The 25,789-nt window shown below is 69.6% G+C and carries 23 protein-coding genes; 11 read left to right on the top strand and 12 right to left on the bottom strand.

Features of this window, described 5'->3' with window-relative positions; all coding sequences use genetic code 11:
* Nucleotides 1-116: 116 nt before the first annotated feature.
* From GA0111570_RS06460 to GA0111570_RS06450, 4 genes are all read left to right on the top strand, one after another.
* Nucleotides 117-2,603: a molybdopterin oxidoreductase family protein gene (locus tag GA0111570_RS06460; RefSeq protein ID WP_092608041.1), complete on the top strand. Its 2,487-nt coding sequence runs from the start codon at nt 117-119 to the stop codon at nt 2,601-2,603.
* Complete coding sequence (locus GA0111570_RS06455) at nt 2,600-3,082, top strand: hypothetical protein (RefSeq protein ID WP_092608038.1); 483 nt, start codon at nt 2,600-2,602, stop codon at nt 3,080-3,082. The genes GA0111570_RS06460 and GA0111570_RS06455 overlap by 4 nt, the downstream gene beginning before the upstream one ends.
* 59 nt (nt 3,083-3,141) lie before the next feature.
* A complete protein-coding gene (locus tag GA0111570_RS17300; protein ID WP_139283163.1) occupies nt 3,142-3,345 on the top strand; it encodes a hypothetical protein in 204 nt (67 codons plus the stop codon).
* 134 nt (nt 3,346-3,479) lie between these two features.
* A complete protein-coding gene (locus GA0111570_RS06450; protein WP_092608035.1) occupies nt 3,480-3,818 on the top strand; it encodes a hypothetical protein in 339 nt (112 codons plus the stop codon).
* Nucleotides 3,819-3,963: 145 nt separating this feature from the next.
* Here the strand turns inward: GA0111570_RS06450 and GA0111570_RS06445 are convergent, their stop codons facing one another.
* The 9 genes from GA0111570_RS06445 to GA0111570_RS06400 form a co-directional block, all read right to left on the bottom strand.
* Nucleotides 3,964-4,470, bottom strand: a complete 507-nt coding sequence (locus GA0111570_RS06445; protein WP_092608032.1) for a hypothetical protein — start codon at nt 4,468-4,470, stop codon at nt 3,964-3,966.
* Nucleotides 4,471-4,511: 41 nt separating this feature from the next.
* Nucleotides 4,512-7,712, bottom strand: coding sequence for a DEAD/DEAH box helicase (locus tag GA0111570_RS06440; protein ID WP_092608029.1), 3,201 nt, complete (start codon nt 7,710-7,712; stop codon nt 4,512-4,514).
* 309 nt (nt 7,713-8,021) lie between these two features.
* Nucleotides 8,022-9,056, bottom strand: coding sequence for a lactonase family protein (locus tag GA0111570_RS06430; protein ID WP_092608026.1), 1,035 nt, complete (start codon nt 9,054-9,056; stop codon nt 8,022-8,024).
* Between the two features lie 71 nt (nt 9,057-9,127).
* The gene (locus GA0111570_RS06425; RefSeq protein ID WP_092608023.1) at nt 9,128-10,162 is read right to left on the bottom strand and encodes a LacI family DNA-binding transcriptional regulator; all 1,035 of its coding nucleotides are present in this window, start codon (nt 10,160-10,162) and stop codon (nt 9,128-9,130) included.
* A 161-nt stretch (nt 10,163-10,323) separates the two neighbouring features.
* A complete protein-coding gene (locus tag GA0111570_RS06420) occupies nt 10,324-11,217 on the bottom strand; it encodes a class II aldolase/adducin family protein (RefSeq protein WP_245703040.1) in 894 nt (297 codons plus the stop codon).
* The gene (locus GA0111570_RS06415; RefSeq protein ID WP_092608020.1) at nt 11,214-12,719 is read right to left on the bottom strand and encodes a rhamnulokinase; all 1,506 of its coding nucleotides are present in this window, start codon (nt 12,717-12,719) and stop codon (nt 11,214-11,216) included. The genes GA0111570_RS06420 and GA0111570_RS06415 overlap by 4 nt, the downstream gene beginning before the upstream one ends.
* A gap of 108 nt (nt 12,720-12,827) precedes the next feature.
* Complete coding sequence (gene rhaI, locus GA0111570_RS06410; protein WP_092608017.1) at nt 12,828-14,012, bottom strand: L-rhamnose isomerase; 1,185 nt, start codon at nt 14,010-14,012, stop codon at nt 12,828-12,830.
* Between the two features lie 84 nt (nt 14,013-14,096).
* Complete coding sequence (locus tag GA0111570_RS06405) at nt 14,097-15,413, bottom strand: MFS transporter (RefSeq protein WP_092608015.1); 1,317 nt, start codon at nt 15,411-15,413, stop codon at nt 14,097-14,099.
* A 33-nt stretch (nt 15,414-15,446) separates the two neighbouring features.
* A complete protein-coding gene (locus tag GA0111570_RS06400; protein ID WP_092608012.1) occupies nt 15,447-15,815 on the bottom strand; it encodes an L-rhamnose mutarotase in 369 nt (122 codons plus the stop codon).
* A gap of 358 nt (nt 15,816-16,173) precedes the next feature.
* On the opposite strand from GA0111570_RS06400, the gene GA0111570_RS06395 reads away from it, so the two are divergent.
* Both GA0111570_RS06395 and GA0111570_RS06390 read left to right on the top strand, forming a co-directional pair.
* Nucleotides 16,174-16,629: an ester cyclase gene (locus tag GA0111570_RS06395; protein WP_175557355.1), complete on the top strand. Its 456-nt coding sequence runs from the start codon at nt 16,174-16,176 to the stop codon at nt 16,627-16,629.
* 130 nt (nt 16,630-16,759) lie between these two features.
* On the top strand, nt 16,760-17,611 hold the full coding sequence (locus GA0111570_RS06390) for a phosphatase PAP2 family protein (RefSeq protein ID WP_092608289.1): 852 nt from the start codon (nt 16,760-16,762) through the stop codon (nt 17,609-17,611).
* Between the two features lie 84 nt (nt 17,612-17,695).
* Here the strand turns inward: GA0111570_RS06390 and GA0111570_RS06385 are convergent, their stop codons facing one another.
* Nucleotides 17,696-18,205 carry a L,D-transpeptidase gene (locus GA0111570_RS06385; RefSeq protein ID WP_092608006.1) on the bottom strand — a complete coding sequence of 170 codons (510 nt, stop codon included), beginning with the start codon at nt 18,203-18,205 and terminating at the stop codon, nt 17,696-17,698.
* Between the two features lie 323 nt (nt 18,206-18,528).
* Here GA0111570_RS06385 and GA0111570_RS06380 point away from each other — a divergent pair, with 323 nt between their 5' ends.
* Together GA0111570_RS06380 and GA0111570_RS06375 are read left to right on the top strand one after the other, a co-directional pair.
* Complete coding sequence (locus GA0111570_RS06380) at nt 18,529-18,873, top strand: cupin domain-containing protein (protein ID WP_092608003.1); 345 nt, start codon at nt 18,529-18,531, stop codon at nt 18,871-18,873.
* A gap of 329 nt (nt 18,874-19,202) precedes the next feature.
* Nucleotides 19,203-20,081 (top strand): hypothetical protein, encoded by an 879-nt coding sequence (locus tag GA0111570_RS06375; RefSeq protein WP_139283162.1) that lies wholly within the window; start codon nt 19,203-19,205, stop codon nt 20,079-20,081.
* 184 nt (nt 20,082-20,265) lie between these two features.
* Here GA0111570_RS06375 and GA0111570_RS06370 read toward each other — a convergent pair whose 3' ends face one another.
* The gene (locus GA0111570_RS06370; RefSeq protein WP_092607997.1) at nt 20,266-21,189 is read right to left on the bottom strand and encodes a VOC family protein; all 924 of its coding nucleotides are present in this window, start codon (nt 21,187-21,189) and stop codon (nt 20,266-20,268) included.
* A 214-nt stretch (nt 21,190-21,403) separates the two neighbouring features.
* Between GA0111570_RS06370 and GA0111570_RS06365 the strand changes: the two genes are divergently transcribed.
* From GA0111570_RS06365 to GA0111570_RS06355, 3 genes are all read left to right on the top strand, one after another.
* Entirely contained in the window at nt 21,404-22,207 is an 804-nt protein-coding gene (locus GA0111570_RS06365; protein ID WP_092607994.1) for a 2-keto-4-pentenoate hydratase, read from the top strand.
* Nucleotides 22,204-23,058, top strand: coding sequence for a 2-keto-4-pentenoate hydratase (locus GA0111570_RS06360; protein ID WP_217634048.1), 855 nt, complete (start codon nt 22,204-22,206; stop codon nt 23,056-23,058). Before GA0111570_RS06365 ends, GA0111570_RS06360 begins: the two co-directional genes overlap by 4 nt.
* Before the next feature lie 80 nt (nt 23,059-23,138).
* Nucleotides 23,139-24,599 carry a 2-hydroxymuconic semialdehyde dehydrogenase gene (locus tag GA0111570_RS06355; protein ID WP_092607991.1) on the top strand — a complete coding sequence of 487 codons (1,461 nt, stop codon included), beginning with the start codon at nt 23,139-23,141 and terminating at the stop codon, nt 24,597-24,599.
* A 120-nt stretch (nt 24,600-24,719) separates the two neighbouring features.
* Here GA0111570_RS06355 and GA0111570_RS06350 read toward each other — a convergent pair whose 3' ends face one another.
* Nucleotides 24,720-25,550 carry an IclR family transcriptional regulator gene (locus GA0111570_RS06350; RefSeq protein WP_092607988.1) on the bottom strand — a complete coding sequence of 277 codons (831 nt, stop codon included), beginning with the start codon at nt 25,548-25,550 and terminating at the stop codon, nt 24,720-24,722.
* Nucleotides 25,551-25,789: the final 239 nt, after the last annotated feature.

Below are 25,789 nucleotides of genomic sequence, written 5' to 3'. Positions count from 1 at the left end.
CGACGGGGGGTCCGATTTCCGGCCCACCACACCCTTGCCGTGCCCTTGCGGCCTCCGTAAAGTCGACTTCGGTCGGGTCCGGACAGGACCCGCTGAGCGTTGGCCGGAGGCACTCGATGACGAGCAAGGACCGGATCGCCGAGCCCTGGGGGACCAGGACCCCGTACGCCGCTGGACAGCCCTGGCCGGTGCGGGTGGACACCCACCTGGCCCAGGGCGTCGCGGCCGAGGACGTGGACAGGTGGGTGCAGACGGCGTCGATCCTGCACTCCAACGGTGACGCCCTGGACATCGCCGTCAAGGACGAGCGGATCGTCGGCGTACGCGGCCGCGCCACCGACCGGGTCAACCACGGCAGGCTGGGGGTCAAGGACCTCTACGGCTGGCAGGCCAACGCCTCGGCCGACCGGCTGACCCGGCCGCTGGTCCGCGAGGGCGACGAACTGGTCGAGACCGACTGGGACACCGCCATGGACCGGATCGTGGCGCGCACGCGGGAACTGCTGGACGAGCAGGGCGCCAGCGCGATCGGCTTCTACACCTCGGGCCAGCTGTTCGCCGAGGAGTACTACACGCTCGGGCTGGTCGCGCACGGCGGGCTGGGCACCAACCACGTCGACGGCAACACCCGGCTCTGCACCGCCACCGCGGCCGAGGCCCTGAAGGAGTCCTTCGGCTCCGACGGCCAGCCCGGCTCGTACACCGACATCGACCATGCCGACGTGATCGCCCTGTACGGGCACAACGTGGCCGAGACCCAGTCGGTGCTCTGGATGCGGATGCTGGACCGGCTGGCCGGGCCGAACCCGCCCCAAGTGGTCTGCGTCGACCCGCGGCCGACCCAGGTCGCCCGGCACGCGACCGTCCACCTGGCGCCCCGTCCGGGCACCAACGTGGCGCTGATGAACGCGTTGTTGCACGAGATCATCGCCAACGACCAGGTCGACCACGAGTACATCGACGCCCACTCGGTCGGGTTCGACGAGCTGGCGAAGCGGGTGCAGGACTACCCGCCGGAGGTCGCCGCCGAGATCTGTGACGTGCCGGCCGAGCAGATCCGCGAGGCCGCCCGGGTGATCGGCGGGGCGCAGCGGCTGCTGTCCACGGTGCTGCAGGGCTTCTACCAGTCCCACCAGGCCACGGCGGCCGCGGTGCAGGTGAACAACATCCACATCATCCGGGGCATGCTCGGCAGGCCCGGCTGCGGGATCCTGCAGATGAACGGCCAGCCGACCGCGCAGAACACCCGCGAGTGCGGCGGCGACGGCGACCTGCCGGCGTTCCGCAACTGGTCCAACAAGGAGCACATCGCCGACCTGGCCCGGGTCTGGAACATCGAGCCCTCCCGGATCCCGCACTACTCCCCGCCGACCCACGCGATGAAGATCATCCGGTACGTGGAGGAGGGCTCGATCCGGCTGCTGTGGGTCAGCGGCACCAACCCGGCGGTCTCGCTGCCCGAGCTGGCACGGATCCGCTCGCTCCTCTCGCAGGACCGGCTGTTCCTGGTGGTGCAGGACATCTTCCTGTCCGAGACCGCCCAGCTGGCCGACGTGGTGCTGCCCGCCGCGACCTGGGGGGAGAAGACCGGCACGTTCACCAACGTCGACCGGACCGTGCACCTGTCGGAGAAGGCGGTCGAGCCGCCGGGGGAGGCCCGGCCCGACCTGCGCGACAAGGACGGCCAGCCGCTGGTGAAGTGGCACGACCCGGAGTCCGCGTTCGAGGCGTGGAAGGAGTGCACCCGGGGACGGCCCTGCGACTACACCGGCCTCACGTACGACAAGCTGCGCCAGGGCACCGGGATCCAGTGGCCCTGCAACGAGGAGAATCCCGAGGGCAGTGAGCGGATCTACGTCGACGGGGCCTTCTGGAGCAGGCCCGACTACTGCGAGAGCTACGGCCGTGACCTGGTCACCGGCGCGCCGGTGGAGGCGACCGAGTACAAGGCGATGAACCCCGACGGCAAGGCGGTGCTGAAGGCCGCCGGCTACCTGCCTCCGCACGAGATGCCCAGCCACCAGTACCCGCTGCAGCTGATCACCGGCCGTACGCTCTACCAGTTCCACACCCGCACGAAGACCGGGCGGGCCCCGGAGCTGGAGGCCGCCGCGCCCGAGGTCTGGGTCGAGGTCTCGGTGCACGACGCGGACTGGCTCGGGATCAGCGAGGGCGACCTGGTGGAGGTCACCACCCCGCGGGGGTCGGTCCGGGGCCAGGCGCGGATCACCGAGATCCGGCGCGGGGTGGTGTTCCTGCCCTTCCACTACGGGTACTGGGACACCGGCGGCGGCCACGAGCCGGAGCCCGGCGGGCCCGGGCGGGCGGCCAACGAGCTGACCCTGACCGACTGGGACCCCGCCTCCAAGCAGCCGATCTTCAAGACCGCGGCCGCCCGGGTACAGCGGATCGACGGCTCCGTCCGGCCCTCGCCGGCACCCACGACGACCGCGTCGGCCCCGGTCGGCGACATCGGCGTACGGACCCGGGGGTTGCCGAGCGCACAGGTGGACGAGGACGTACCTGGGGACCTGGCCGACACGCGTGGTCCGACCGGCGAAGGCGACCTGGCTGGCGTACGTGGCACGGAGGAGGAGCGATGAAGATCGGGCTGGCACTGCGCGAACTGCACCGGTCGGAGACCGACCTGACGCACGACCTGATGCAGGCAGGCGAGCGGCACAAGGCCGACCACGAGATCTTCTACGTGGCCAACGACCTGGCTGCCTGGTCCCGCAAGCACGTGGTCGAGATCGCCCGGATCGCAGGGAACTACGGCGAGCACCTGGACCCGGATGTCGCCTCCGAGCTCACGCTGATGGAGAAGATCCGGGAGAAGGGCGGGCAGATGCTGGGGCGGGACGCGTCGGCCGGCCTGTTGTTGCTGCGGGACCTGCGGCACATCCTGATGCAGGCGACCGGCGTGTCGGCGGACTGGGAGATGATCGGGCAGGCCGCCCAGGGGATCAGGCACCAGGACCTGCTCGCGGTCACCGAGCGCTGTCACCCGGAGACGCTGCGGCAGTCGCGCTGGGCCAACTCGATGATCAAGGAGTCCTCCACCCAGATCCTGATCAGCTGAGGGGTGGGGCCGGGCCACGACCTTTCCTCCTCGGTCGGCGTGGTGCACCCTGTTGTCAGGTGACGCATCGCGAGGACGCGCCACGTACGTGTCACCGGGGGATCGACATGGGCGGCGACGAGAAGCAGGCCAGTTGGTGGACCACGTTGCCCGGCATCCTGACCGCGATCGCGGCGATCATCACCGCGGTGACCGGGCTGGTGCTGCGGATCACGTTCAGCGAGGGCGAGAGCACGGTGCCGTTGCAGGTGGCGCCGGTCTGAGCGGGCCGACCGGCAGGGCCTGCGGTCCCCGAACTGGCCCGGCGACTGGCTAGGTTGGCCGCTGGGGGATCGGCGTGCACGGTGTTCGTACGCCTCGTTCCCTTGACGACCACCGAACCGTGAAGGGAACCAGCATGACCGAGACGCCCCGCGAGCAGACCCCGCCCGAGCAGACCCCGCCCGGGCAGACCCCGACCGGGCAGACCCCGCCCGAGCAGACCCCGACCGGGCAGACCCCGCCAGTCGCCGGCACCCCGTACTACGACCCCCAGCCCATGGCGATGTCGTACGCCGAGCCGGGCCTGGTACCGAACCGCCTGATCTTCAGTGAGCGGACCGACCGGGCGATCGGCTTCCTGGCCCGGGTCTCGGCGATCTACCTGATCATCGGGCTGGTGCTGCTGGCCATCATGGTGATCCTCATGTTCACGCTGGGCGGCGGCCTGATGTACGGGCTGCGCGGCGGCTACTGAGCCGCGGGTAGTCCGGGCGGCGGCCCTTCGCGATCCGCGGGGGCCGCCGCCGTTGTGTCAGTTGGCCCCGGGCGCGCGGCTCGACTTCTTGATCCTGAACTGTCTGCGGTACAGGATCAAGAAATGGAGGTGCAGGGGAGGAGCGTCAGGACTGGAGCCTGACCCTCCGTCGCGTTCGGTGATACGAGACGGCGACCAGGCGGCCAAGAATCCCACCACCGATGATCGCCACCCCGATCCACGGGACTATTCCGTAGAGAAGGACGTCGCGGACCAGGACGCTGGCGACGTTGTCGAGGAAGTACGGGTCCTTCCCCAGGCTGCTGATGTGCATCTCCGGTCTCGTCGGATGCATGATCAACACGAGTTGCAGGAACAGATAGACGTAGTACGCGACTATGGCCGCGCTCCACGTCAGGACGCCGGCCAGGGCCGGCCGCCCCAGCGCACGCGACAGTCTCGCCTCGTGGAGCGCGACCGGAGCAAGCGGCACGAGCCAGATTCCGAAGATGAGGGCGATCTGCAGGAAGGCCGTCGGCCACTGGATGTGCTGGAAGTAGAAATCGACGACGCCGAACAAGGATCCGGCCAGGACGTAGATCCACCAGCGTCGGTGGTCGACCAGGGCTGACCGGAATCCCCCTTGTGCCATGCGCGGAGTCTGCCACGCGTGAGGTCGACACGGAGCTCGCGCTACGCGAGGTCCAGCAGCCCCCGGATGTCCTCCCCGGTGAGGGGTGCGGCGAAGTCGCCCTGACCGTCGACGACCCGGTCGAACAGGTCGCGCTTGCCGTCCTGGAGGGCGACGACCTTGTCCTCGATGGTGTTGTCGGCGACGAGCCGGTAGACGTTCACGGGCTTGTCCTGCCCGATCCGGTGCGTACGGTCCACGGCCTGGATCTCGGCTGCAGGGTTCCACCAGGGGTCCAGGATGAAGACGTAGTCCGCCTCGGTGAGCGTCAGCCCGAAGCCACCGGCCTTCAGGCTGATCAGGAACACCGGGTCGTCGCCGGTCCGGAACGAGTCGATCACCCCGGCCCGGTCGCGGGTGCTGCCGTCCAGGTAGGAGGTGCCGATCTGTTCGGCCGCGAGCCGGTCCCGGACCATGCCGAGGAACGTCGTGAACTGGCTGAACACCAGGGCGCGGTGGCCCTCGGAGGCCAGTTCGGTCAGCATCTCGACCAGCACGTCGATCTTGCTGGACGCGGTGTCCTTGTGGTCCGGGTCGACCAGGGCGGGAGCGAGGGCGAGCTGGCGCAGGATCGTGAGCGAGCGCAGGATCATGAAGCGGTTCTTGTCGACGTCCTCGACCAGTTGCAGCACCTTCTGCCGCTCGCGGGCGAGCTGGCGGTCGTAGATCCGCCGATGTGCCGGGGTCAGGTCGACGTGGATGACCTGTTCCTGCTTGGCCGGGAGCTCGGCGGCGACCTTCTCCTTCGTCCGTCGCAGCATCACCGGGCGGATCCGGCGCTGCAGCCGCGCCAGGGTCTCGCCGTCACCCGCCTCGATCGGCCGGCGATAGAGCTCGGTGAACACCTTCGGGTCCGCGAACAGGCCGGGCGCGACGATCGACAGCAGCGCCCACAGGTCCATCAGGTTGTTCTCCAGCGGGGTGCCGGTCAGCGCGAACTTGGCCCGGGCCCGCAGTGCGCGGATGGCGGCGTACGTGTGGGAGCGGGGGTTCTTGACGGTGTGCGCCTCATCCAGCAGGACGGCGGACCACCCGACCTCGGTGAAGCTGTCCCGGTCCAGCCGCACGACCGCGTACGAGGTGATGACCAGGTCGGCGTCGGCCGCCTCGGCGGCGACGGTGGTGCAGCGGCGCTTGATCGTCTCCCCCAGGACCCGTACGCGCAGGCCGGGCGCGAACCGGGCGGCCTCGGCGGCCCAGGTCCCCAGGACGCTGGTCGGTGCGACCACCAGCGCCGGGGCGTCCAGGTCGCCCGCCTCGCGGATGGACTGGATCGCCGCCAGCGCCTGGACGGTCTTGCCCAGGCCCATGTCGTCGGCCAGGATGCCGCCGAGCCGGGCCCGCCACAGGAAGGCGAGCCAGCGGAAGCCGGTCTCCTGGTAGCTCCGCAGGGTCGCGTCCAGACCGTCCGGGACCGGCGCGGCCGGCAACGAGGTCATGTCGAGCAGGGCCCGGGTGGCCTCGGCCCAGGCGGCGGACTGCTCCTGGACCACGCCGAGGGCGACCAGATCCTCCCAGAGGCCGGCGTGTTCGGGACGCAGGGCCAGGCCCTCGCGGCGACGGCCGGGCTCCTGCAGCATCCGGGCCTCGTCGATCAGCGCCCGCAGCCGGTCGAACTCCGGCCGGTCGAGCCGGAACCACACCCCGTCGGCCAGGACGAGGTGGTCCTCGCCGAGGTTGAGGGCCCGGAACAGGTCGTGGAAGGGCACCTGCTGCCCGTCGACCCGGACCTCGACGGCCAGGTCGAACCAGTCGGTCGGGCCCTCCGGGTCGGTCACGCGCATCCGGATGTCCGGCTCGTCGTCGGCCTGCCGGTAGTCGAGCAGGGTGCCCTCGACCACCACCTCGACATCGTCCCGGGCCTGCAGCAGCGGCAGCACCTCGCTGGCGAACCCGATCGCGTCCCGCCCCGTCAGCACGATGGTCCCTTCATCGCCGGTGGACGGGTCGGCCGGGTGCACCGGCGGCGACCATGGCCCCCGGGGCAGGGTGGCGACCAGGTCGGCCTCGGCGGTCCGGTCCCGCGGCGGGTCATCGGGGGAGGGTGCGAGGCCCGCCTCGACCGTGCGCGAGCCGTGGCTGTAGCGCCAGCCCCAGGTCAGCACGAGGCGGGTCGCCTCCTCGGGCCGTACGGTCAGCAGCAGGGTCGGCCCGGACAGGGTGGGCAGGTCGAGGTCCTCGTCCGGCCGGACCGTCATCACGGACTGCAGTGCCACGTACGTGGTGGCGGTGAAGCCGGCCATGTCCCTGGCCGGGACCTTCAGCTGCCGATGCTGGACCAGGAGGCGGCGCTGGGCCTCGGTCAGGGGCGCCTCGAACGGCCCGATCAGGAGGCCCTCGGGGGTCTCGGCCACCACGCCGTGCGCCGGCACACCGACGGGTACGGGGGAGGGGAGGACCGATTCGCCGGCCCGGACCACGGCCTCGGCCACCACACCGCCACCTTTGGCCGCATGGACGTCGAGGGAGAGGACCGCCGGTCGGTCCAGGAGCCGGACGGGCCCTCCGTCACCGGACACGAACGCCACGCCGGCCTCGCGGGCGTAGCGCAGGTGGCGCCACGCGTCCGGTGGGAGCTCGTTCATGATCAGCCGCTGCTGGGCGTGGACGTACGAGTTCCAGCCGCCGGTGGCGACGTCCTCCAGCGTCAGCAGGGCCCGGCGCTGGTCCTCGTCGAACGTCCGGGAGAAGGAGTTGCGGAGGTCGGCCCAGGCCGCCCCGGTCTTCACCCATCGGCCGGACGCGCCGCGCTTCAGCGGCCGGACGGCAAGGGTTGGGGCCTTCCAGATCACCTCCAGGGCGAGTGGCGTCCGGGGTCCGTCGGCGCGCTGGCGGCCCTGCTCGACGACGGCGTCGAACACCTGCTGCCAGGCCGGTCGGCTCTGCAGGGCGAGCTGGTCGCGTACGTGCAGCAGGGTGGCGACCGCGTGCTTGCAGTCGATCCCGACGGGGCAGGAGCACTGGGCCACGATCACGTCCGGGCGGTCGGGGTCCACCACCCCGACCCAGCATCGGTAGTACCGGCCCCCGCTGCCCAGCACCGTCGCAGCGATATCGATCCCCTGGGGATCGAGCTGCCACTCCTCGATCCGGTCCTGGCGGGCGTAGCCGCGGGCGCGATCCACCGTCGCCGCGCCGAACCGTTTCACCAGCGTCGCGTCGCCCAGCTCCGCTACCCACGCCGGATACAGCCGCCTGACCATGGTGTCGACTGTACGTCGGGGGACTGACAGCGCCAGCCGGGTGCCGGTGACGCGCACGACGAGGCCACGTCAGGCGGTGAGCAGGATCCCGGGAAGGTAGAAGTGCTTGAGGTCCACAGCAGTTGCCGTACGGCGAAGTGGATGCGATCGGCGTTCCCGAAGTAGGAGATCACTTGGTCCACCGTGTGGCAGCCGTGCCCCATGCGGCAGCTGGTGTCGTACGAGAACTCCGGGGAGAGCCGGGCGGGACCTCGGGCCGGAAGTAGTCGTGGTGCACCTCGACGCGGGCTGGGGTCCCGCGTCAGGGGATCAATCCCGCGGGATCACCCGCACCCAGTTCGCGCCTGTGCCCGTCGATGACGAGGTCAGTGGTGTGAGCGACCCGTCCTCCTCGAGGCGCGACAGGGCGATGCGGGTGGACCTCTCACCTACGGCGATGACGAGCCCTCCATCGGCGGAGAGGGCGAAGCCCCGCGGCTGGCGCTCGGTCTCGTTGACGGCCAGTTGGTCGAGGAGTGTGCCGTCTCCGGCCACGTCGAGGGTGGTGAGGGTTGATTCCGTCCGCTCGGAGCACACCAGCCGACGGCCGTCCGGCGTGAGGTGCAGGTCGGCGCCCCAGATGTAGTGGTGCTCGAGGGGATCGGCGCCGAAGACGCTGTGGCCGAGTCCGCGGGTGGTGTCGTAGCCGGGGACCGACTCCGCACGGGTGAGGACGCCCGATGCCACATCGCGGGTGAAGTGGATCGCCTCGCCGGAGAACTCGGTGAGCAGGTAGGCGTTGCTGCCGTCCGGTGAGAGCACGAGGTGGCGTGGCCCCGAGCCGGCCGGCGCGGCGACGGTCGGTGGGTCGAGCGGGGTCAGCGTGCCGTCGTCCGCCAGGGCGTACTGCGCGATCAGGTCGGCGCCAAGGGACACGAAGTACGCGTGCCGGTCGGTCGCCACGACGCAGTGCAGGTTGGGGAACGCGATCCGCGCGACCGGGTCGCCGAGGCGCCCCGTCTCGTCGACCGGCCAGACCGCGCCGAAGCCGCCTCCGTACGAGGCACCCAGCAGCAGGCGTCCGCGCGCCGCCAGGGCGAGGTAGGTCATGGACGACTCCACGTCGAGCCGGCTCAGCGGCGTGAGCACGCCGGAGGCCCGATCGAGCGCCAGCGTCTGGATGCCTGCTGGCTCGCCCTTCACCCCGGCATACACGAGGTCGCGCTGCTCGTCGATGGCGAACGTGCCGGTACCGGGAAGCCCCCCGGTGACGGCGAGGGGCTCCAGGGTCGCGCCCTCGAGACCGTAGGTGGCGATAGCTGACTCACCGGGATTGGTGACAAGGACAAGCGCGCCGTGACTCATGGGCCGAGCCTAGCCCGGGGTCCTGACGTTTGGGAGGAGGGCGATCCCGCTCCAGCGCGTACGACCGACGTTCAGCGGTCCTTCGGGGTGCGCCCGGCGACCGGGGCCGCGGTGCTGTCCCGGATGATCAACTCCGGCTTGAACAGCAGGTGCGCGGCGCGCTCCTCGTGGCGGAACAGCAGGTCGGCCGCGGTGAAGCCGATCCGCACCATCGGCTGGCGCACGGTGGTCAGCGGCACGCTCAACTGGGCGGCGAGGGTGATGTCGTCGTAGCCGACGACCGACATCTGCTCGGGCACGCTGATGTCGTGCTGGCGCAGCACCCGGTAGACGCCGAGGGCCATCAGGTCGTTGGCGCAGAAGATCGCCGTGCAGGGCTCGTCCTCGGAGCGCAGCAGGCGCGCCGTACCGGCGGCACCCGCCTCGGCGTCGAACTGTGGGAGGTGCACCACCCGCAGGCCCGCTTCCTCAGGCGACAGGCCACGTCGTTCGTACGCCAGTCGTGCCCCGGCCAGGCGGTCGCGCGCCTGGTGGACCTCGATCGGGCCGTCGAGGAAGGCGATCCGCCGGTGGCCGAGGTCGAGGAGATGGCCCACGGCCGCATCCGCGCCACTGACGTCATCGGCGGCGACCGAGGACACCTTCTCCGAGGTGCCGTGGACGTCGAACAGCACCACCGGGATCCCGGCGGCGACCAGCGTCTCGGCCGCCGACAGGTCGTCGTCGGAGGGGGTGAGGAGCACCCCTCGGACGTTCTGCTCCTGGAAGTGCCGCAGCAGCCGGGCCTCGGTGGCCGCGTTGCCGTGGCTGCTGGCGAGCATCATCAGGCACTTCTCGTCGCGGATGCGCCGCTCCATGGCGGTGGAGGCCTCGACGAAGAAGGGGTTCGAGATCTCGGTGACGACCACGCCGACGGTGGGGGAGGATCCGGTTCGCAACTGGCTCGCACTGGCATTGCGGACGAAGCCCAGGTCCTCGATGGCCTGCTCGATCCGGCCGAGCGTGTCGGCGGAGACGACGTCCGGGCGGTTGAGGGCGTTCGACACGGTGCCCACGGAGACGCCGGCGGCACGGGCGACGTCCCGGATGGTGGGGCGAGCGCTCACGCGTGACCTCCGCTCTGGACTCTCTGGACAGGCGTCGCGGGCCCCCGGACGCACGTATCGGGCTTGTTCGAGCTTAGCCCGTACGACGTCAGGGGACCCGCCGCCGCTGCTGGTTCGCCAGGGCAGCGTGGTTCGGAGCAGGCAGCCCAGGGCAGCGGTTTTCAGAACAGCGTGGTGGGGACCTCGAAGGCGACCACGACGCGGTGCAGTTCCTCGTCGCTGAGGCCCTCGCCGACCCCGCCGGCAGCGAGGTTGCGGTACTCGTACATCGCACCGGCCTCGGCGTACTCGACCTTGTCGATCGCGGCGAGCGGCGAGTCGTCGGAGCGGACCATGATGCCGTGCTTGGACCAGAGCACGATCTGGTGCTCGCGCAGTCCGGCGACGTTGTTCTCCATCAGCTCCTGGCTGCCGGGGACCATGAAGTCCAGGACGCCGATGCCGTCGGGCAGCTGCACGATGGTCTCGGGCTCCCAGCGCAGGATGGCGCGGTTGAAGTCGCGGGTGGTCCGGATGTCGCGTACGTGGGACAGGCTGACCAGGTACGGCGGCTGGGCGTGGACCACTGCCTGGTAGGTGACACCGCGCCGGACGACCTGGTCCTCGTGGACGGCGAGGTGGCTGTTGAACTCCGAGGTGGGCCGGGCGTACGCGCGGTCGTCGGCGAAGTGCAGGGTGCCGGTGCGGCCGCCCTCGTGGATGCTGACGGCGGCGACGTTCGCGGTGGGCGCGGCCGCGACGTCACGTAGCCGGCAGCCGGAGCCGGTGACGAAGACCGTACGTCCGCCCAGGCTCGGCACCACCCACGGGAGGTCGATCTCCTCGGTGTGCGGGAAGTGGGCGGTGAGGTCGAGGGTGGCGTCGGTGCAGACCGAGATGTTGCCGGCGCCGGCCTCGCAGGCGCCCAGGTGGTCGATCCGCAGCCCGGCCGCTCCCATGCTGGTGAGGATCTCCTCCACGGTGGCGGGCTTGGTCAGGGTGATGGTGGTCATGTCGGGGTCCTGTTCGTGTGGGGTGGTGGTGAGGTCGGTCTTGGGGGATTCGGCTGTGGTCATGGGCGGGGCACCCGTGCCTCGGCGGCGTCCCAGGACGGGCCGCTGCAGGGCAGGTAGCGAGTGGTCGGGAAGGAGGCGCGGATGATCCGGCGCAGTCCGGGGAGGTCCTGGGGGGCGGCGCCGATGGCGCGGAGCTGGACCATCAGGTTGCCGATCCCGGTGCCCTCCACGGGGCCCGCGTCGACCGGCAGCCCGGTCGCGTCGGCGGTGAGCTGGCAGAGCAGCGCGTTCTGGCTGCCGCCGCCGACCATGTGTACGGTCCGGACCTCGTGCCCTGAGAGCCGGCACGCATCCTCCACGGCGCGCCGGTAGGCGAGCGCCAGGGAGTCGATGATGCAGCGCAGGAACTCACCCCGCGTACGGGGCTCCGGTTCGCCGGCCTCCCGGCACAGGTGAGCGAGGCGGCGCGGCATGTCGCCCGGGGCGAGTAGCCGGGGATCGTTCATGTCGACCAGACTTCGCAGGGCCGGTGCGGCGGCGGCCTCAGCCAGCAGCTGGTCCCAGCCGAGGTCGGGCAGGCCCTCGTACCGCCAGTGGTTGAGGCACTCGGTCATCACCCACAGCCCCATCACGTTCTTGAGGTAGCGGACGGTCCCGTCGACCCCCAGTTCGTTGGTGAAGTTCGCGGCCAGGCTCTCGGGCGTGCGGACCGGGGCGTCGAGTTCGACGCCGACCAGGGACCAGGTGCCGCAGGAGATGAAGGCGAAGTGCTCGTCGACGGCCGGAGTCGCCAGCACCGCGGAGGCGGTGTCGTGGCTTCCGACGCTGACCAGCGGGGTCGGGGCGCCGGCGGAGGTGCACAGCTCCAGCTGGGGGACCTCGATCGTACCCAGGACGGTGCCCGGCTCCACCAGTTCCGGCAGCAGCCCGGCCAGGTCCAGCCCGCAACGGTCACGGACCAGGTCCAGCAGGGTCGTGGACCAGCGCCGCGTCCCGACGTCCAGCAGCCCGGTGGTGGAGGCGTTGGTGATCTCGGCGACCTCGCGGCCGGTCAGCCAGTAGCCGAGCAGGTCGGGGACCAGCAGCAGCCGGTCGGCCAGCGAGGCGGCGGCCGGGTGGTGAAGGAACGCGTCGCGGTCGGCGAGGAGCTGGAAGATCGTGTTGAACTGCTGCACCTGCAGGCCGTTGATCGCGTACAGGTCGGCGGCCGGGAGGTGGCGGAAGAAGCGTTCGGGGAGGCCGTTCGTACGTTCCGAGCGGTAGCTGGCCGGGTTGGCGAGCAACCGACCCTCCGGGTCGAGCAGTCCGTAGTCGACACCCCAGGTGTCGATGCCGACGGCCTCGACCGGGCCGCTTCGTCCGGCGGCCCGCAGTCCGTCCTGGACGTGCTGCCACAGGGCCAGCACGTCCCACTGCAGGTCAGCTCCGCGGCGGTTGCGGGTGCTGATGGCCCCGTTGGGGAACCGGTTGACCTCTTCGACGTGCAGGGTGTCGTTCGCCAGGGTCCCGGCGAGGACGCGCCCGCTGGTGGCGCCCAGGTCGACGGCGGCGACGGTGGTCATCTCACACTCCTTCGTGCTGGGGATGTTCGTGCGGGGGATGTTCGTGCGGTGGGTAGGGATGCGGGGCCCGGTCCGATGGCGCAGACCCCGCACCCTGGTCGTGGATGGTCAGGCGGCCCAGCTGGCCTGCTGGCCGCCGACCCGCTCGGCGACGATCTGCTCGAGGTGGCCGGAGGCCAGGAAGGCGGCCATCGGGTCGGCCGCCAAGCCCTTGCTCTCGCGCAGTTCGGCGAGCAGGGGGCGTACGTCGGTGTTGTAGGCGTCCATCAGGATCGCGTTGGCAGACAGCACGTCGCAGCTGCGCTGGGCCTCGGCGAGCGCCAGGCGGTCGATCAGCAGGGCCTTGGCGGTGGCCTCCTGGACGTTGGTGATCGAGCGGATCTCGCCGGGGATCTTGGCCTCGAGGTTGTGGCACTGGTCGAGGACGAAGGCCACCCCGGACTCCGGGTCGAGGGCACCGCCGGCGACGATCTCGTTCATGATCCGGAAGAGCTGGAACGGATCGGCCGCTCCCACGATCAGGTCGTCGTCGGCGTAGAAGCGGGAGTTGAAGTCGAAGGCGCCGAGCCGGCCGACGCGCAGCAACTGGGCGACGATGAACTCGATGTTGGTGCCGGGCGCGTGGTGGCCGGTGTCGAGGACGACGGAGGCCTTCTCGCCGAGGTCGAGGCAGTGCAGCAGGCTGGTGCCCCAGTCCGGGACGTCGGTGTGGTACGTCGCCGGCTCGAAGAACTTGTACTCCAGAATCAGCCGCTGGTCGGGGCCGAGCGCGTCGTAGATCCTTCGCAGCGACTCGGCGAGGCGGTCCTGGCGCTCGCGGATGGAGTCCTGGCCGGGGTAGTTCGTGCCGTCGGCGAGCCAGATCTTCAGGTCGGTCGACCCGGTCGCGGACATCACGTCGATGCAGCGCTTGTGCGTGTCGACGGCCTTGGTCCGGATCTTCGGGTCGGGGTTGCAGAGCGAGCCGAACTTGTAGTCGTCGTCCTGGAAGACGTTGGAGTTGATCGCGCCGATCTCGATGCCGAGGTTCTCAGCGTGGCGGCGGAGGTCGGAGTAGTCCTCGACCTCGTCCCAGGGGATGTGCAGGGAGACCTTGCCGGCGGCGCCGGTGAACTTGTGGACCTGGGCGGCGTCCTCCAGCTTCTCGTACGCGTTGCGGGGGGTGCCGGGGGTGGTGAAGACCTTGAAGCGGGTGCCGGAGTTGCCGAACGCCCAGGAGGGGAGCTCGATGTTCTGGTGCTCGAGGAGGCGGCGGGCCTCATGGGTGAGGGAGGAGAGGGTGGGGGTGGACATCGGATGAGACCTTTCGGGTGTCGAGCAGATGCTCGGTATGGCTGGGTCGAGCAGGTGCTCGGTGTGTGGGGGAGAGCTGGGGGCTCAGTAGGTGGTGGAGGGGGCAAGGCTCGGGGCGTCGGGTCCCTCGCCGTCCAGGTCGATGCCGTAGCGGTCGAGCTCGATCTCGCTGAGGGTCTTGCCCTGGGTCCGCGGCGCCCAGATCCCACCGATCAGCAGGGCAGCGCTGAGGAAGACGATGAGCAACTTGCCGACGAAGGGGACCCCGCGGGTGGCCAGGATGGTCGGGAACGCGTAGCTCAGCAGGCCGGTGATGAATCGGACGGCGAAGAACAGGACGCCCTGCGCGCCGGCGCGGTACTGGGTGGCGAAGAGCTCGGAAGTCCACACCGCGTAGAAAGCCTGGGCCCCCAAGCCGGAGGATGCGCCCCACAGGATCGCGAAGGCGATCAGCATGGGTAGGGTGCCGTGGGCGAACACGAGGATCAGCCAGGCGATGATGCCGAGGGCGGCGCCGCCGATGTAGAGCCAGCGCCGTGGCAAGCGGTCGGCGTACTTCATGAAGCCGAAGTAAGTGACCGCCACCGTGACGCCCCAGACCAGGATCTGCAGGAGGTCCTGCTGGACCACGGACGAGATGCCGGCACTGGCGTAGATCCGCGGCATGAAGATCCCGGCCTGGCCGGCGACCAGGTTCCAGAGGCCGTAGACGAGGAAGAGGAAGAGCAGGGCGGTGAGGTTGGCCTTGCGGGTGAAGAGGGTCCGCATGCTGCGTAGCGTCGAGATCTTCTGCGGGGCCTCCTTGGATTCCTTCCAGATGGCCGACTCATCCAGGCCCTGGCGGATCCACCACGTGACGAAGGCGATGACGAACAGGTGCGCGAAGATCAGCCGGCTGCCGATCAGGCCGAGCGGCACGAGCGCCGCCGCCAGGGCGAAGCCGATCAGCGGGCCGATCGACCAGGCGAGCTGGGCAGTCCCTACATGCTTGGCGCGCTCGCCGGCAGGTGCCTGTTCGGCGATGTACGTCCATCCGGCAGGGACGCCCGCACCGACCGCGAGACCGGTCAGCAGGAAGGCTGTCATCAGCATCGGGAAGTTGAGCGAGAACGTCGCCAGCAGCGCACCGATCATGTAGATGATCAGGTCGTAGGTGTAGATGAACTTGCGGCCGTACTTGTCACACAGCGGGCCGCCGATGATGGCGCCGATCGCGGCACCGAAGGCGTTCGCGCTGAAGGCTGCGAGCATGCCCACCTGGCCGTTGGACAGCATGAAGGACTTCTGCCAGAAGCCCATGGACGTGGCGATCGCGATGATCGAGCCGGCCTCGATGTAGTTGGACATGGAGACGGCGATCGTCGCCTTCCAGCCGGTAATGTGCTTCGCGGGGATCTTCATGGTTTCCTCACCTTTGAGAAAGGGATTGCCGGTTCACTGCAGGTAGAAGTACTGGCGCAGGCGCTCGTCGGTGCCTCCGTCGGGAAGCTGGAAGTACGGGGCCATCTCGGCCTGCCAGCGGGTGTTGACCTCGGTGTCTGCCATCACTCTGCGCGCTGCTTCGACGTCATCGGACTCGAAGTAGCCGACCACCATGCCGGTGCCGGGCTGCAGGAACAGCGAGTAGTTGCGCCAGCCGGCTGCGGAGAGTGCTGCGAGCATCTCCGGCCAGACGGCCTGGTGAACGTCGACGTACTCGGCCAGGCGTTCGGGGCGCACGCGGAGCAGGAAGCAGTCGCGGTACCGGGAGCCGGCGGGGGTGGAGCTGAGCATCTGCTCGAGCTCAAGTGTGGGAGGGGTCATCTGACTTCCTTGTCCTGTGCCCTTGAATCGATTCAACTAAGAGAAGAATGCTCCTGAACCGGTTCAATGTCAAGGGGGCACGCAAGTGCGTCCGATCCTCGCCGATCGCGTCGATCTCACCCTCGGTTGTGGCTCCCACGTCCGTTGTGGCTCCGGTGGGGGTGGCCGCTGTCCAGACGGGGTCCGGACCAGAGGGTGAGTGCCGTGCTTGCGCGCCGTACGGCTGCCTCGGTGATGTCAGGGGCGCGACGAGTTGGAGGTCGCGACGAGTGGTAGATGGAGGATGAGCGCATAGATCAAGGACACCGCCCCCGCTCAGGACTGGCGCCGCACCCTTGGAGTGGCAAGGATGTCAGGGATGCTGACGAGGATTTCGGAGGTGACGGCGATGTCCACCGAGGAGAACAAGCGGGTGGTGCGGACCTTCGTGGAGGTCTGCCAGAACGGGCACGACCTCGCCTTCGCGGAGGAGATCTTCCATCCTGACTTCATCAACCACTACGCCCCCGAGGGCCGTCCGGCTTCCCCCGGTGAGGGGCCGGTGGAGCACTTCCAGCGGTTCTACGGGATGCTGCTCGAGGCGTTCCCGGACGCCACCATGCAGATCGACGAGCAGATCGCGGAGCGGGACCTGGTCGCCACCCGCAAGACCCTGCGCGGCACCCACCGCGGCGAGTTGTGGGGTCTGCCGCCGAGCGGCAACCGGGTGGAATGGGAGTTCATCGACATTTTTCGGGTGAAGGACGGCAAGCTGGTGGAGCATTGGACCCACATGGACTTCGAGGAACTCCGCAGCCAGCTGCGGCCGGCGTAGCCGAGGGTGCGAGAGCCCCGAGGCCCAGGATCGTACGTGCGACGGGGCGTAGGTTCGGCGGATCGTACGTACGACTCCGACAGCTTCGTGCAACGAGCAGTCCCGCGAGACCAGGAACGAGGTGATGTACATGTCGAACCGGCCGGATGACTCCGAGGACCCCGACAAGGGCACCGAAGGGGAGTTGCGGGAGGACCGCCAGGTCGGCGGCCGCGACCTGACCCACTGGGAGACCCCGGTAGGCGGCTGGCTGGCCCGGACCGTGCAGCGGATCAGCCTGGTGCTGGGTCCGAGGACCGTGCTGATCATCATCCTGGCCATCGGTGCGGCGGTGAGCGCCACGCTGACCTGGGTGACGTCCGAGCTGTACGAGAACATCGCCCAGGCCAACGGGATCGCGCTGCTGGACCAGCCGGTGCTGCGGGCCATGATGAATCTGCGTTCCCCTTGGCTGGACAGCCTTGCCACCGACTACACCAACATCGGCGGCGCGGTCGGCATGCCGATCGTGGCGGCCGTGATCATGGTCATCCTGGCGGTCCATCGACGATCCTGGACCCCGGTCATCCTGATCACCGCCGCAGGGGCGGGCTCCCTGCTGATGACCATCGCCGGCAAGCAGCTCCTCGGCCGCGCCCGGCCGCCGCTGGTGGATGCGGTCCCGCCGTACGAGTACTCCCCGGCCTTCCCCTCGGGGCACTCGCTCAACTCGCTGGTGATCGCCGGGATCGTCGCCTACCTGTTGCTGCTGCGCCAGCACAGCCGCCGCACCCGGATCCTCACCGTCGTGGTGGCCGCCCTCTTCGCCTTCACCATCGGGGTCAGCCGGGTGTTCCTGGGCCACCACTGGCTCACCGACGTGCTGGGCGCCTGGCTGCTGGGCACGGCCTGGCTGGTCGCGGTGATCACCGCGCACCGGCTGTACCTCACGGCGACCAAACGCACCGCCGCGGTCGCGCCGGAGGAGATCGAGGGCGGCTGACCTGCGGTTCCCTCGGCCCGTACCCTCCGACGCTGAAGCGCCTCTGGGCGTACGACGTTCGCCGGCTCCTGTCGTACGTCCCGGTCAGCTGGTCGGCGGCGGGGGAGTGCCCCAGATGTGGATCGGGTCGCCGAGCTTGATCTCCTTGTAGATCACGTCGAGGGCGGCCCGGTCGCGGATGTTGATGCAGCCGTGGCTGGTGTCCGTCCAGCCGTACGTGGCGAAGTCGCTCGAGTAGTGCACCGCCTCCCCGCCGTCGAAGTACATGGCATCGGGCATCGGGGAGTTGTAGAGGGTCGACCAGTCGTTCCTGACCTTGCGGAAGATGGTGTCGTCGCCGTTCCTGGTCGGGCTGATGGTGGTGGAGCCGGTCGGCCCGAAGCGGGCGTCCAGCTCGTAGATCAGCACGCCGTTCTTGAAGTACGCCAGCTTGTTGTTGGTCTGGTCGGCGCACAGCACGCGCGCCCCGACGTAGCAGTCCGAGCGCCAGCTGATGGTGGCGGTCGTGCTGGTGGCGGCATTCGCGGCCGGCGCGGGCCCCAGTGCGAGCAGTGCCACTGCCGGCAGCAGGGCGAAGAGACGGAGACGGCGCATGAGGCACTCCTGGTCCGGGGCGCGGCGATTCCGCGTCGAGCACCATGCTGGCACCCTGCGGCAGGCCGGTCCTCCGGTTCGGTTGCGATCCGCGTCTCACCCGGGGCGGCCGGCCCGCTGGGCTCCCTCCAGTTCGGGAGCCTCGTCGAACCGTTGGCCATGCGCTGATCCCTGGGCCACGCGCCGATCCCTTGATCCACCCACTGATCCCTTGACCGGCCGACGATGGCGGAGCAACGTGAGTGATCAGGGGACAGCCCTGGCATACGTTCCGCACCCCGCTTTGGCGCCGGCGGGGCTGGACCTCCCGAGAGGAGAGCACGATGAGCAGCGAACAGGTGGGTCCCCAGACCAAGGGCGTCACGATCGAATTCCTGACGACGGTTGATCTCGCCGGCGAGATCGAGGGGATGGAGGGGCGTCAGCTCCGGATGCGGATGGTGACGATCGATCCGGGAGGGGTTTTCGGCCCGATCCACGACCACAAGGGCCGACCCGGCACCGTCTACGTCCTGCAGGGAACGATCACCGACCACCGCAACGGGGTCGACACCGAGTACGGGCCGGGAGTGGGCTGGCCCGAGGACCGCCACACGACCCATTGGTTGGAGAACAAGGGAGCGGTCCCGGCGATCGAGATCTCGGTCGACATCGTCAGGAACCCATGAGTCGGGGCGTTGGTACGTCGTCTCCGCTCGCTGGGGTGCGCTGTATCTGAGGTCTATCCGTAGATATGGCGCATCCAAGAGTCGTGGGGCGCACGCCAGAGTCGTCGTACGGGAGGAGACAGATGCCTGATACGCCTGAGGTCGAGCGTCTGCAAGCACGCTTGGCCGAGCTCGAGGCGGCCTTCGAGGCCGCTCGGGTCTCCAGTAGCGGCACGAGGGCGCCAGGCGGACCGCCCACCGGAGTCCCTGCCGGACCGCCTGCGAGCGGATCGACGAGGCGGTTTGCGAGACGCACCGCTTCGGTGATCCTCCTGACGCTGGCGTGCCTGATGGCTCCGCTGTCGATCGCGTCGGTCTGGGTGAGCACAGTGCTGTCCGATACCGACCGTTATGTGGCGACGGTTGCCCCACTCGCCGAGGACCCGGCAGTCAGGGACGCCCTCGCCGAGGCGGCCACGACGACGGTGACCGACGCCTTGGAGCAGGCCGGGAGGGGTGTGCCGGAGGCAATCACCGGCCCGATCAACCGACGGATCGAGGCACTCACGCGCGAGCAGGTGGATGCGCTGCTCGCGAGCCCCCGGTTCCCGGAGCTGTGGGCGCAGCTCAACCGGGACGGACACCGTCAGGTCGTCGGGCTGCTGGAGGGGAACCAGGACGGCACGCTGAGTGCCCCGGGCGGCGCCATCACGGTGAACGTGGCCCCGATCGTCGCGGCGGCCAAGGCGGACCTGGAGAGCCGCGGATTCGGGCTGGCTCGGATCATCCCGGTGGTGGACCGGTCCTTCGTCCTCGTGCACTCCGGAGCCATCGCCCGCGGGCAGCACGTCTTCCGCCTGTTGGACACGCTCGGCGGGTGGTCCCCGGTGGTCACCCTTGTCGTGGCTGCTGCGGGGGTCGTCCTGGCGAGGGACCGGCGTCGGGCAGGTCTCCTGGTCGGGCTCGGCGTCGCCGCTTCGATGCTCGCGTTCGGCATCGCGCTGACGCTGCTGCGGGGCTGGTTCGTCGGTACCACGCCCGCGGAAGCCGTCAGCCCAGTCGTCGCGGGGGCCTACTTCGACGCCCTGGCCGGATTCCTCTGGACATGGCTGGGGGTGGTCGGGGCGCTCGGGTTAGTAGTGGCGTCGGGCTGTTGGCTGGTCGGGCCGTCCGCCGGGCGCCTCGCAGCGATCACGCGTCGGCCCGAAGGAGATGCCCCGCGCTCCTGAATATCGGGCGTCGCTGGCGTGGCCCGGTGGCCCGGTGACGCCGGCGATCGGCTCCCTTGGGTGCGCCGTATCTGGTGGTCTATCCGTAGATACGGCGCACCCTAGAGGCATGGGTCGTGCCCAGGCCATGGATCGTGGCCGCGACCCGTGGGACGTACCCAGCGTCGTGGGCCCGACCGGCCGATCAGCTGAACACGGTCAGGAACGTGTCCGTCACCTCGCGGCGGTAGTAGTCCAGGCCCTTGCCCAGCTGGTCCATGGTCCAGGTCACGCAGGGGCGGTCGGGGTACATCACGTACGCGCCGGAGAAGGTCTCGTTCCGGTTGCCGGAAGGGTCGAAGAAGTACGTGGTCTCACCGCGAGTGATGCCGTGCCGGGTCGGCACCAGGTCCAGCGGCACGTCGCGGTGCACCAGCAGGTCGGCCGCCGCGGTCACCGCGCCCCAGTCCTTCAGGTAGAACGAGAAGTGGTGCAGCTTGGCGTCCGGGCCCTTGAGGAAGGCGATGTCGTGGGTCTTGTTGCCCGCGCTCAGCCAGGTCGCGATCACCGGCGCCCCCTCGCTGTGGTCGGCGACCATCCGCTCGGACGGGTAGAAGTCCAGGACCTCCATGAAGAACCGCTCGATCCCGTCCACGTCGTCCAGTGCCAGCAGGGCGTGGTCGAGGATCGGGGCGCCGATGCCCTTGATCTCCTGCGGGAACGAGTCCGGGTTGATGACGCCCACCTCGACGCCCACCTCGGTCATGTCGTGGTACAGCTCGATCGTGTGGCCGCCGAACCGGAACCGCAGGCCGTCGCTGACCTCGGCGTTCTCCCCGGCCGACATCCGCTCGGTCGGTACGTCGCCGTACGCCTGGGCCTTCTTCTCGATGGTGTCGAGGTCCTCGACCTTGTTGACCTTGAAGCCGATCTTGGTGACCCCGACGCCACCCTCCTCGAGCAGGACGGAGTGGTGGTCCCACTCGTCCCAGCCCTTCAGGTAGAGCTTGCCGTCCTCCTCCGTGGTGGGGAGCAGGCCAAGGTTCTCGCAGTAGTGCTGCTTGGCGTCGGCCATGTCGGTGACCTTGGCGTGGACGTAGCCGAGTCGTGTGACACCGGTGAGCGCCATTGTGTCCTCCTGTGATCGCGGGCCGGCGTCGTTGCCGAGCCCCGTGACAACAGTCCACCCCACGCCGCAAGGTGATCGGCATCACATTCGGGATAGCCGAACGACAGCGGCGGTTCGGTCCGCTGCGTTCGTCCAGCGGCAGCACAAACCCCTGCCGGTGCCCCCGTGGTGGTTGGCTCTGCTCATCGAACACCAGGACCGACAGGAGACGTCCGTGCACACCGCATTGCGTGAACGAGCAGCGGAAGCGCTGTTCGAGGCCAACCGCACCCGCCAGCCCATTCCGCCGCTGGTCGAGACGTACGAGGACATCGACGTCACCGACGCGTACGAGATCCAGTTGCTGACAGTGAAGAAGTGGCTGGCCGACGGCCGGATCGTGAAGGGCCACAAGGTCGGCCTGTCCTCGGCGGCGATGCAGCGCCAGATGGGCGTCAACCAGCCCGACTACGGCCACCTCTTCGCCGACCAGTTCTACCTGGAGAACATGCCGATCCCGCTGGACGAGCACATCCAGCCGCGGCTCGAGCCGGAGATCGCCTTCGTGCTCCGCAAGGACCTGGCCGGCCCGTACGTGACGCTGCCGGACGCCATCGACGCGGTCGCGTACGTGCTGCCGTCCCTGGAGGTGGTCGACTCGCGGATCCAGGACTGGAGGATCGGCATCGTCGACACCATCGCCGACAACGCCTCCGGTGGTGGCGTGATCCTCGGCGGGCCGCCGCGACGGCTGGAGGGGCTCGACCTGCGCCTGGTCGGCTGCACGATGTATCGCAACGGCCGGATCGTGGGCACCGGTGCCGGTGGTGCGGTCCTCGGCTCACCGCTCAACTCCCTGGTCTGGCTGGCCAACACCCTCGGCCGCTTTGGCGTCACCCTGGAGGCCGGCAACGTGATCCTGCCCGGTTCGGTGATGCGGGCCATCGACATCGCACCCGGCGACCGGGTGACCGCCCAGTTCGGCGGCCTCGGCAGCGTGACAGCGGTCTTCGCCGGGAACGAAGGAGCAGCAGCATGACCGTTGAGACGAGCGTAGGGAAGGCCGTGATGACGACGGGGGAGAACGCCGTGGAGACCGTGCAGAGCGTCTGGGACGCCGAGAGCGTCGGCACCGAGCTCCTCGCCTGCGAGGACGAGGTCAGGGATCGTACGCCCTTCAGTGACGAGTGGCCCGAGCTGGCGACCGACACTGCCCTGGCGTATGCCATCCAGGACCAGAACCTCGCCCGGCGCCTGGCACGCGGCGAGACGCTGATCGGGATCAAGCTGGGCGTCACCTCGCGCGCCAAGCAGGCGATGGTCGGCATCGACTCCCCGGGGGTGGCCTGGCTGACCGACGCCATGGTCCTGCCCGCCGGCGATCCGATCCCCCAGGACAAGCTGATCCACCCGCGGGTCGAGCCGGAGATCGTGTTCGTGATGAAGGACCGGCTCGAGGGACCGGGCGTCACCGCCGCCCAGGCGATGGCCGCGGTGGGATCGGTGCTGGGCGGGGTCGAGATCATCGACTCGCGCTACCGCGACTTCAGGTTCAGGATCGGCGACGTCATCGCCGACAACAACTCGTCCGGCCGCTTCACGACAGGCCCGGTCAGCGTCCCTCCGGACCGGATCAACCTCGCCGCCGAGGCCGTCCTGGTCGAGGTCAACGGCGAGATCGTCGACTCCGCCACCGGCGCCGCGATCCAGGACCACCCCGGGGAGGCACTTGCCCTTGCCGTCAACGTCCTGGCCGAGCGCGGACTGGCCCTCGAGCCAGGCTGGATCGTGCTCACCGGCGGCATCACCACCGCCTGGTTCGCACCCCCCGGCACGTCCGTCGGCGTGCACTTCACCACCCTCGGCTCGATCTACGCCTACAGCGACTGACCCGGCCCGTACCAGCGTCCCTGCCCGACCGGCCCGGTCTGGCCCAGGCGCGACCCACCCACTTCTCGAGGAGGAGCCCCATGCCCATCCAGACCCGTACGGTCGCCAACTTCGTCGACGGCAGCTACGTCGAGACCGGCAACACCTTCGACGTCCACTACCCGGTGACGGGCCAGGTCGCCGCCCACGTGCACGAGGCGGACGCCGCCCTCGTCGACCGCGCGGTCGCCGCGGCCCGGGCCGCGCTGGACGGGCTCTGGGGCAGACTCACCGCCGACGAGCGGATCGACCTGGTGATCGGGGTCGCCGACGGCATCGCCCAGCGGTTCGACGAGTTCGTCGAGGCCGAGGTCACCGACACCGGCCAGGCGTACAACATGGCCAAGCGGGTCAACATCCCGCGCGGTGCGGCCAACTTCCGTGCCTTCGCCCACACGCTGCGCGAGAACGCGACCGAGGCCTTCCGGATGGAGACCCCCGACGGGCAGGGCGCGCTCAACTTCGGCGTACGACACCCCCGCGGCGTGATCGGAGTCATCTCGCCCTGGAACGCGCCGATGCTGCTGATGACCTGGAAGGTCGGACCGGCCCTCGCATTCGGCAACACCGTGGTGGTGAAGCCCTCCGAGGTGACGCCCTCGACCGCCGCCCTGCTCGGTCAGGTGATGAACGACGTGGGCGTGCCGGCAGGGGTCTACAACGTCGTCCACGGCGGCGGGAAGGTCGGCGAGATGCTGACCACCCACCGCGGCGTCGACGGCATCACCTTCACCGGCGAGACCGTCACCGGCAGCCGCATCCTGCAGGCCGTCGCGCCGACGCTCAAGGCGACTTCGATGGAGATGGGCGGCAAGAACCCGGGCATCGTCTTCGAGGACGCCGACCTGGACCTCGCCACCACGATCCTGGGTCGGTCGATCTTCCTCAACACCGGCCAGGTCTGCCTCGGCACCGAACGGGTCTACGTCCACGAGTCCGTCTTCGAGGAGATGAAGGACCGGCTCGTCGCGTACGCCGAGGGCCTCAAGCCCGGCTACCCCGACGAGGAGGGCGTGACCCTCGGTCCGGTCGTCTCCGACGAGCACCGTGACAAGATCGTCGGCTACTACCAGGTGGCCCGCGACGAGGGGGCCGAGGTGCTGGTCGGCGGTGGCGTCCCGCACTTCGGGGACGAGCGGGACAACGGGTCCTGGGTCGAGCCGACGCTGTGGGCCGGACTGGCCCACGACGCGCGGACCTGCCGCGAGGAGATCTTCGGCCCGTGCGCCGCACTGATCCCGTTCAGCGAGGAGGACGAGGTGATCAGGATGGCCAACGACACCGACTACGGACTGTCGGCCACCTTCTTCACCACCGACGTCAGCCGCGCCCTGCGCGTCGCACCAAGGCTCCAGGCCGGCATCATCTGGGTCAACGACTGGTTCCTGCGCGACCTGCGCACTGCCTTCGGCGGGATGAAGCACTCCGGGATCGGCCGCGAGGGCGGCGTGCACGGCCTGGAGTTCTACACCGAGACCTCCAACGTCTGCATCAAGATCTGACCCTCGTAGAGATCTGGCCTTCGTACGATCCGGCCTTGTACGCGGATCGGCGCCCAGGGCCTGGGGCCCTGGGCGCCGCCGGCCCACGCCCGCCTCACGCCGCCCGGGTCAGGCCCCGATTCACGCCGTCACCGCCGGCGGCTCCGCCGGCACCGGACTCCCGGAGAAGTCGTGGGCGACCTCCGCGTGCTCGATCGCCTGCGAAGCTGCGAGCTGGCGGGAGATCTCGTCGGCGGCGGTCTTGACCGAACGCGTGTAGGCCTCCTTCTTCTTCTCGAAGCGGCTCACCGGCGAGCTCAGGCTGATCGCGGCGATGACGTCGCCCAGGTCGTCCCGGATCGGGGCGGCGACGCAGTAGACGTCCGAGACCGCCTCGCCGAGGTCGTACCCCACGCCCCGGGCACGGATCCGGGCCAGCTCGGCGGTCATCGCCTCCGGGTCGGTGATCGTGTTGGGGGTGTAGCGCTTCAGCGGGGTGGTGGCGAGGTAGTTCGCCATCTCCGCGGCGTCGATGTGGGCCATCAGGACCTTGCCGACCCCGGTGCAGTGCGGGTCCGAGCGCTTGCCGACCGGCATCCCGCTGACCGTGACGTTGTGCGTGCCGACGTACCGATCGATGTACATCACCTGGCGCTGCTGCGCCACGGCCAGGTGGCAGGTCTCCCCGTGCTCGGCCACCAGGCGCTCCAGCACGGGGCGGGCGACGGCGCGCAGGTCCCGGGAGCTGTAGTGGACGTCGGCGAGCTCGAGCACCCGCCAGCCGACCCGGTAGCGGCCGCCGGGCCGCCAGCGCAGCAGCCCGATCTCGGCCAGGCTCGCCAGCAGCGCGTGCACGCTGGAGCGCGGTGACTTCAGCTCCGCGGCCACCTCGGAGACGCCCCACTCGGGGCGTTCGCGGGTGAACAGGTCCAGCACCAGGCCGACCTTGTCGATCGTATTGAGGGTCGCCACCGCCAACTCCTTCGTCGGTCACCCATCCGCCGGACGGGTGATCCTTCCAGCGTAGACGGACGTTCGGAACAGGGTGCCCGATCCCGCCGGGCCTGACCAGAGGGCCGTGCCGCCGCGCGTTCATAATGCCCGTGCCCCCCGCCGTTCGGGATGGCCGAACACTTCGCGTGATCGGGCTCACACCCGTACGGACCGGCAGGACGTCGCCCCGCGCAGGCCATCGGGCCGGACAGAGTCGG

This window comes from Raineyella antarctica, assembly GCF_900092135.1.
Taxonomy (GTDB): domain Bacteria; phylum Actinomycetota; class Actinomycetes; order Propionibacteriales; family Propionibacteriaceae; genus Raineyella; species Raineyella antarctica.
Note: the sequence above shows the minus strand (reverse complement) of the source record. Positions and strands in the feature narration are given on the sequence as shown.

Coding starts and splice junctions, on each gene's coding strand:
- GA0111570_RS06460 (WP_092608041.1), top strand. CDS start 117: ATGACGAGCAAGGACCGGATCGCCGAGCCCTGGGGGACCAGGACCCCG.
- GA0111570_RS06455 (WP_092608038.1), top strand. CDS start 2,600: ATGAAGATCGGGCTGGCACTGCGCGAACTGCACCGGTCGGAGACCGAC.
- GA0111570_RS06450 (WP_092608035.1), top strand. CDS start 3,480: ATGACCGAGACGCCCCGCGAGCAGACCCCGCCCGAGCAGACCCCGCCC.
- GA0111570_RS06445 (WP_092608032.1), bottom strand. CDS start 4,470: ATGGCACAAGGGGGATTCCGGTCAGCCCTGGTCGACCACCGACGCTGG.
- GA0111570_RS06440 (WP_092608029.1), bottom strand. CDS start 7,712: ATGGTCAGGCGGCTGTATCCGGCGTGGGTAGCGGAGCTGGGCGACGCG.
- GA0111570_RS06430 (WP_092608026.1), bottom strand. CDS start 9,056: ATGAGTCACGGCGCGCTTGTCCTTGTCACCAATCCCGGTGAGTCAGCT.
- GA0111570_RS06420 (WP_245703040.1), bottom strand. CDS start 11,217: ATGACCACAGCCGAATCCCCCAAGACCGACCTCACCACCACCCCACAC.
- GA0111570_RS06415 (WP_092608020.1), bottom strand. CDS start 12,719: ATGACCACCGTCGCCGCCGTCGACCTGGGCGCCACCAGCGGGCGCGTC.
- rhaI (WP_092608017.1), bottom strand. CDS start 14,012: ATGTCCACCCCCACCCTCTCCTCCCTCACCCATGAGGCCCGCCGCCTC.
- GA0111570_RS06405 (WP_092608015.1), bottom strand. CDS start 15,413: ATGAAGATCCCCGCGAAGCACATTACCGGCTGGAAGGCGACGATCGCC.
- GA0111570_RS06400 (WP_092608012.1), bottom strand. CDS start 15,815: ATGACCCCTCCCACACTTGAGCTCGAGCAGATGCTCAGCTCCACCCCC.
- GA0111570_RS06395 (WP_175557355.1), top strand. CDS start 16,174: ATGCTGACGAGGATTTCGGAGGTGACGGCGATGTCCACCGAGGAGAAC.
- GA0111570_RS06390 (WP_092608289.1), top strand. CDS start 16,760: ATGTCGAACCGGCCGGATGACTCCGAGGACCCCGACAAGGGCACCGAA.
- GA0111570_RS06385 (WP_092608006.1), bottom strand. CDS start 18,205: ATGCGCCGTCTCCGTCTCTTCGCCCTGCTGCCGGCAGTGGCACTGCTC.
- GA0111570_RS06380 (WP_092608003.1), top strand. CDS start 18,529: ATGAGCAGCGAACAGGTGGGTCCCCAGACCAAGGGCGTCACGATCGAA.
- GA0111570_RS06375 (WP_139283162.1), top strand. CDS start 19,203: ATGGCTCCGCTGTCGATCGCGTCGGTCTGGGTGAGCACAGTGCTGTCC.
- GA0111570_RS06370 (WP_092607997.1), bottom strand. CDS start 21,189: ATGGCGCTCACCGGTGTCACACGACTCGGCTACGTCCACGCCAAGGTC.
- GA0111570_RS06360 (WP_217634048.1), top strand. CDS start 22,204: ATGACCGTTGAGACGAGCGTAGGGAAGGCCGTGATGACGACGGGGGAG.
- GA0111570_RS06355 (WP_092607991.1), top strand. CDS start 23,139: ATGCCCATCCAGACCCGTACGGTCGCCAACTTCGTCGACGGCAGCTAC.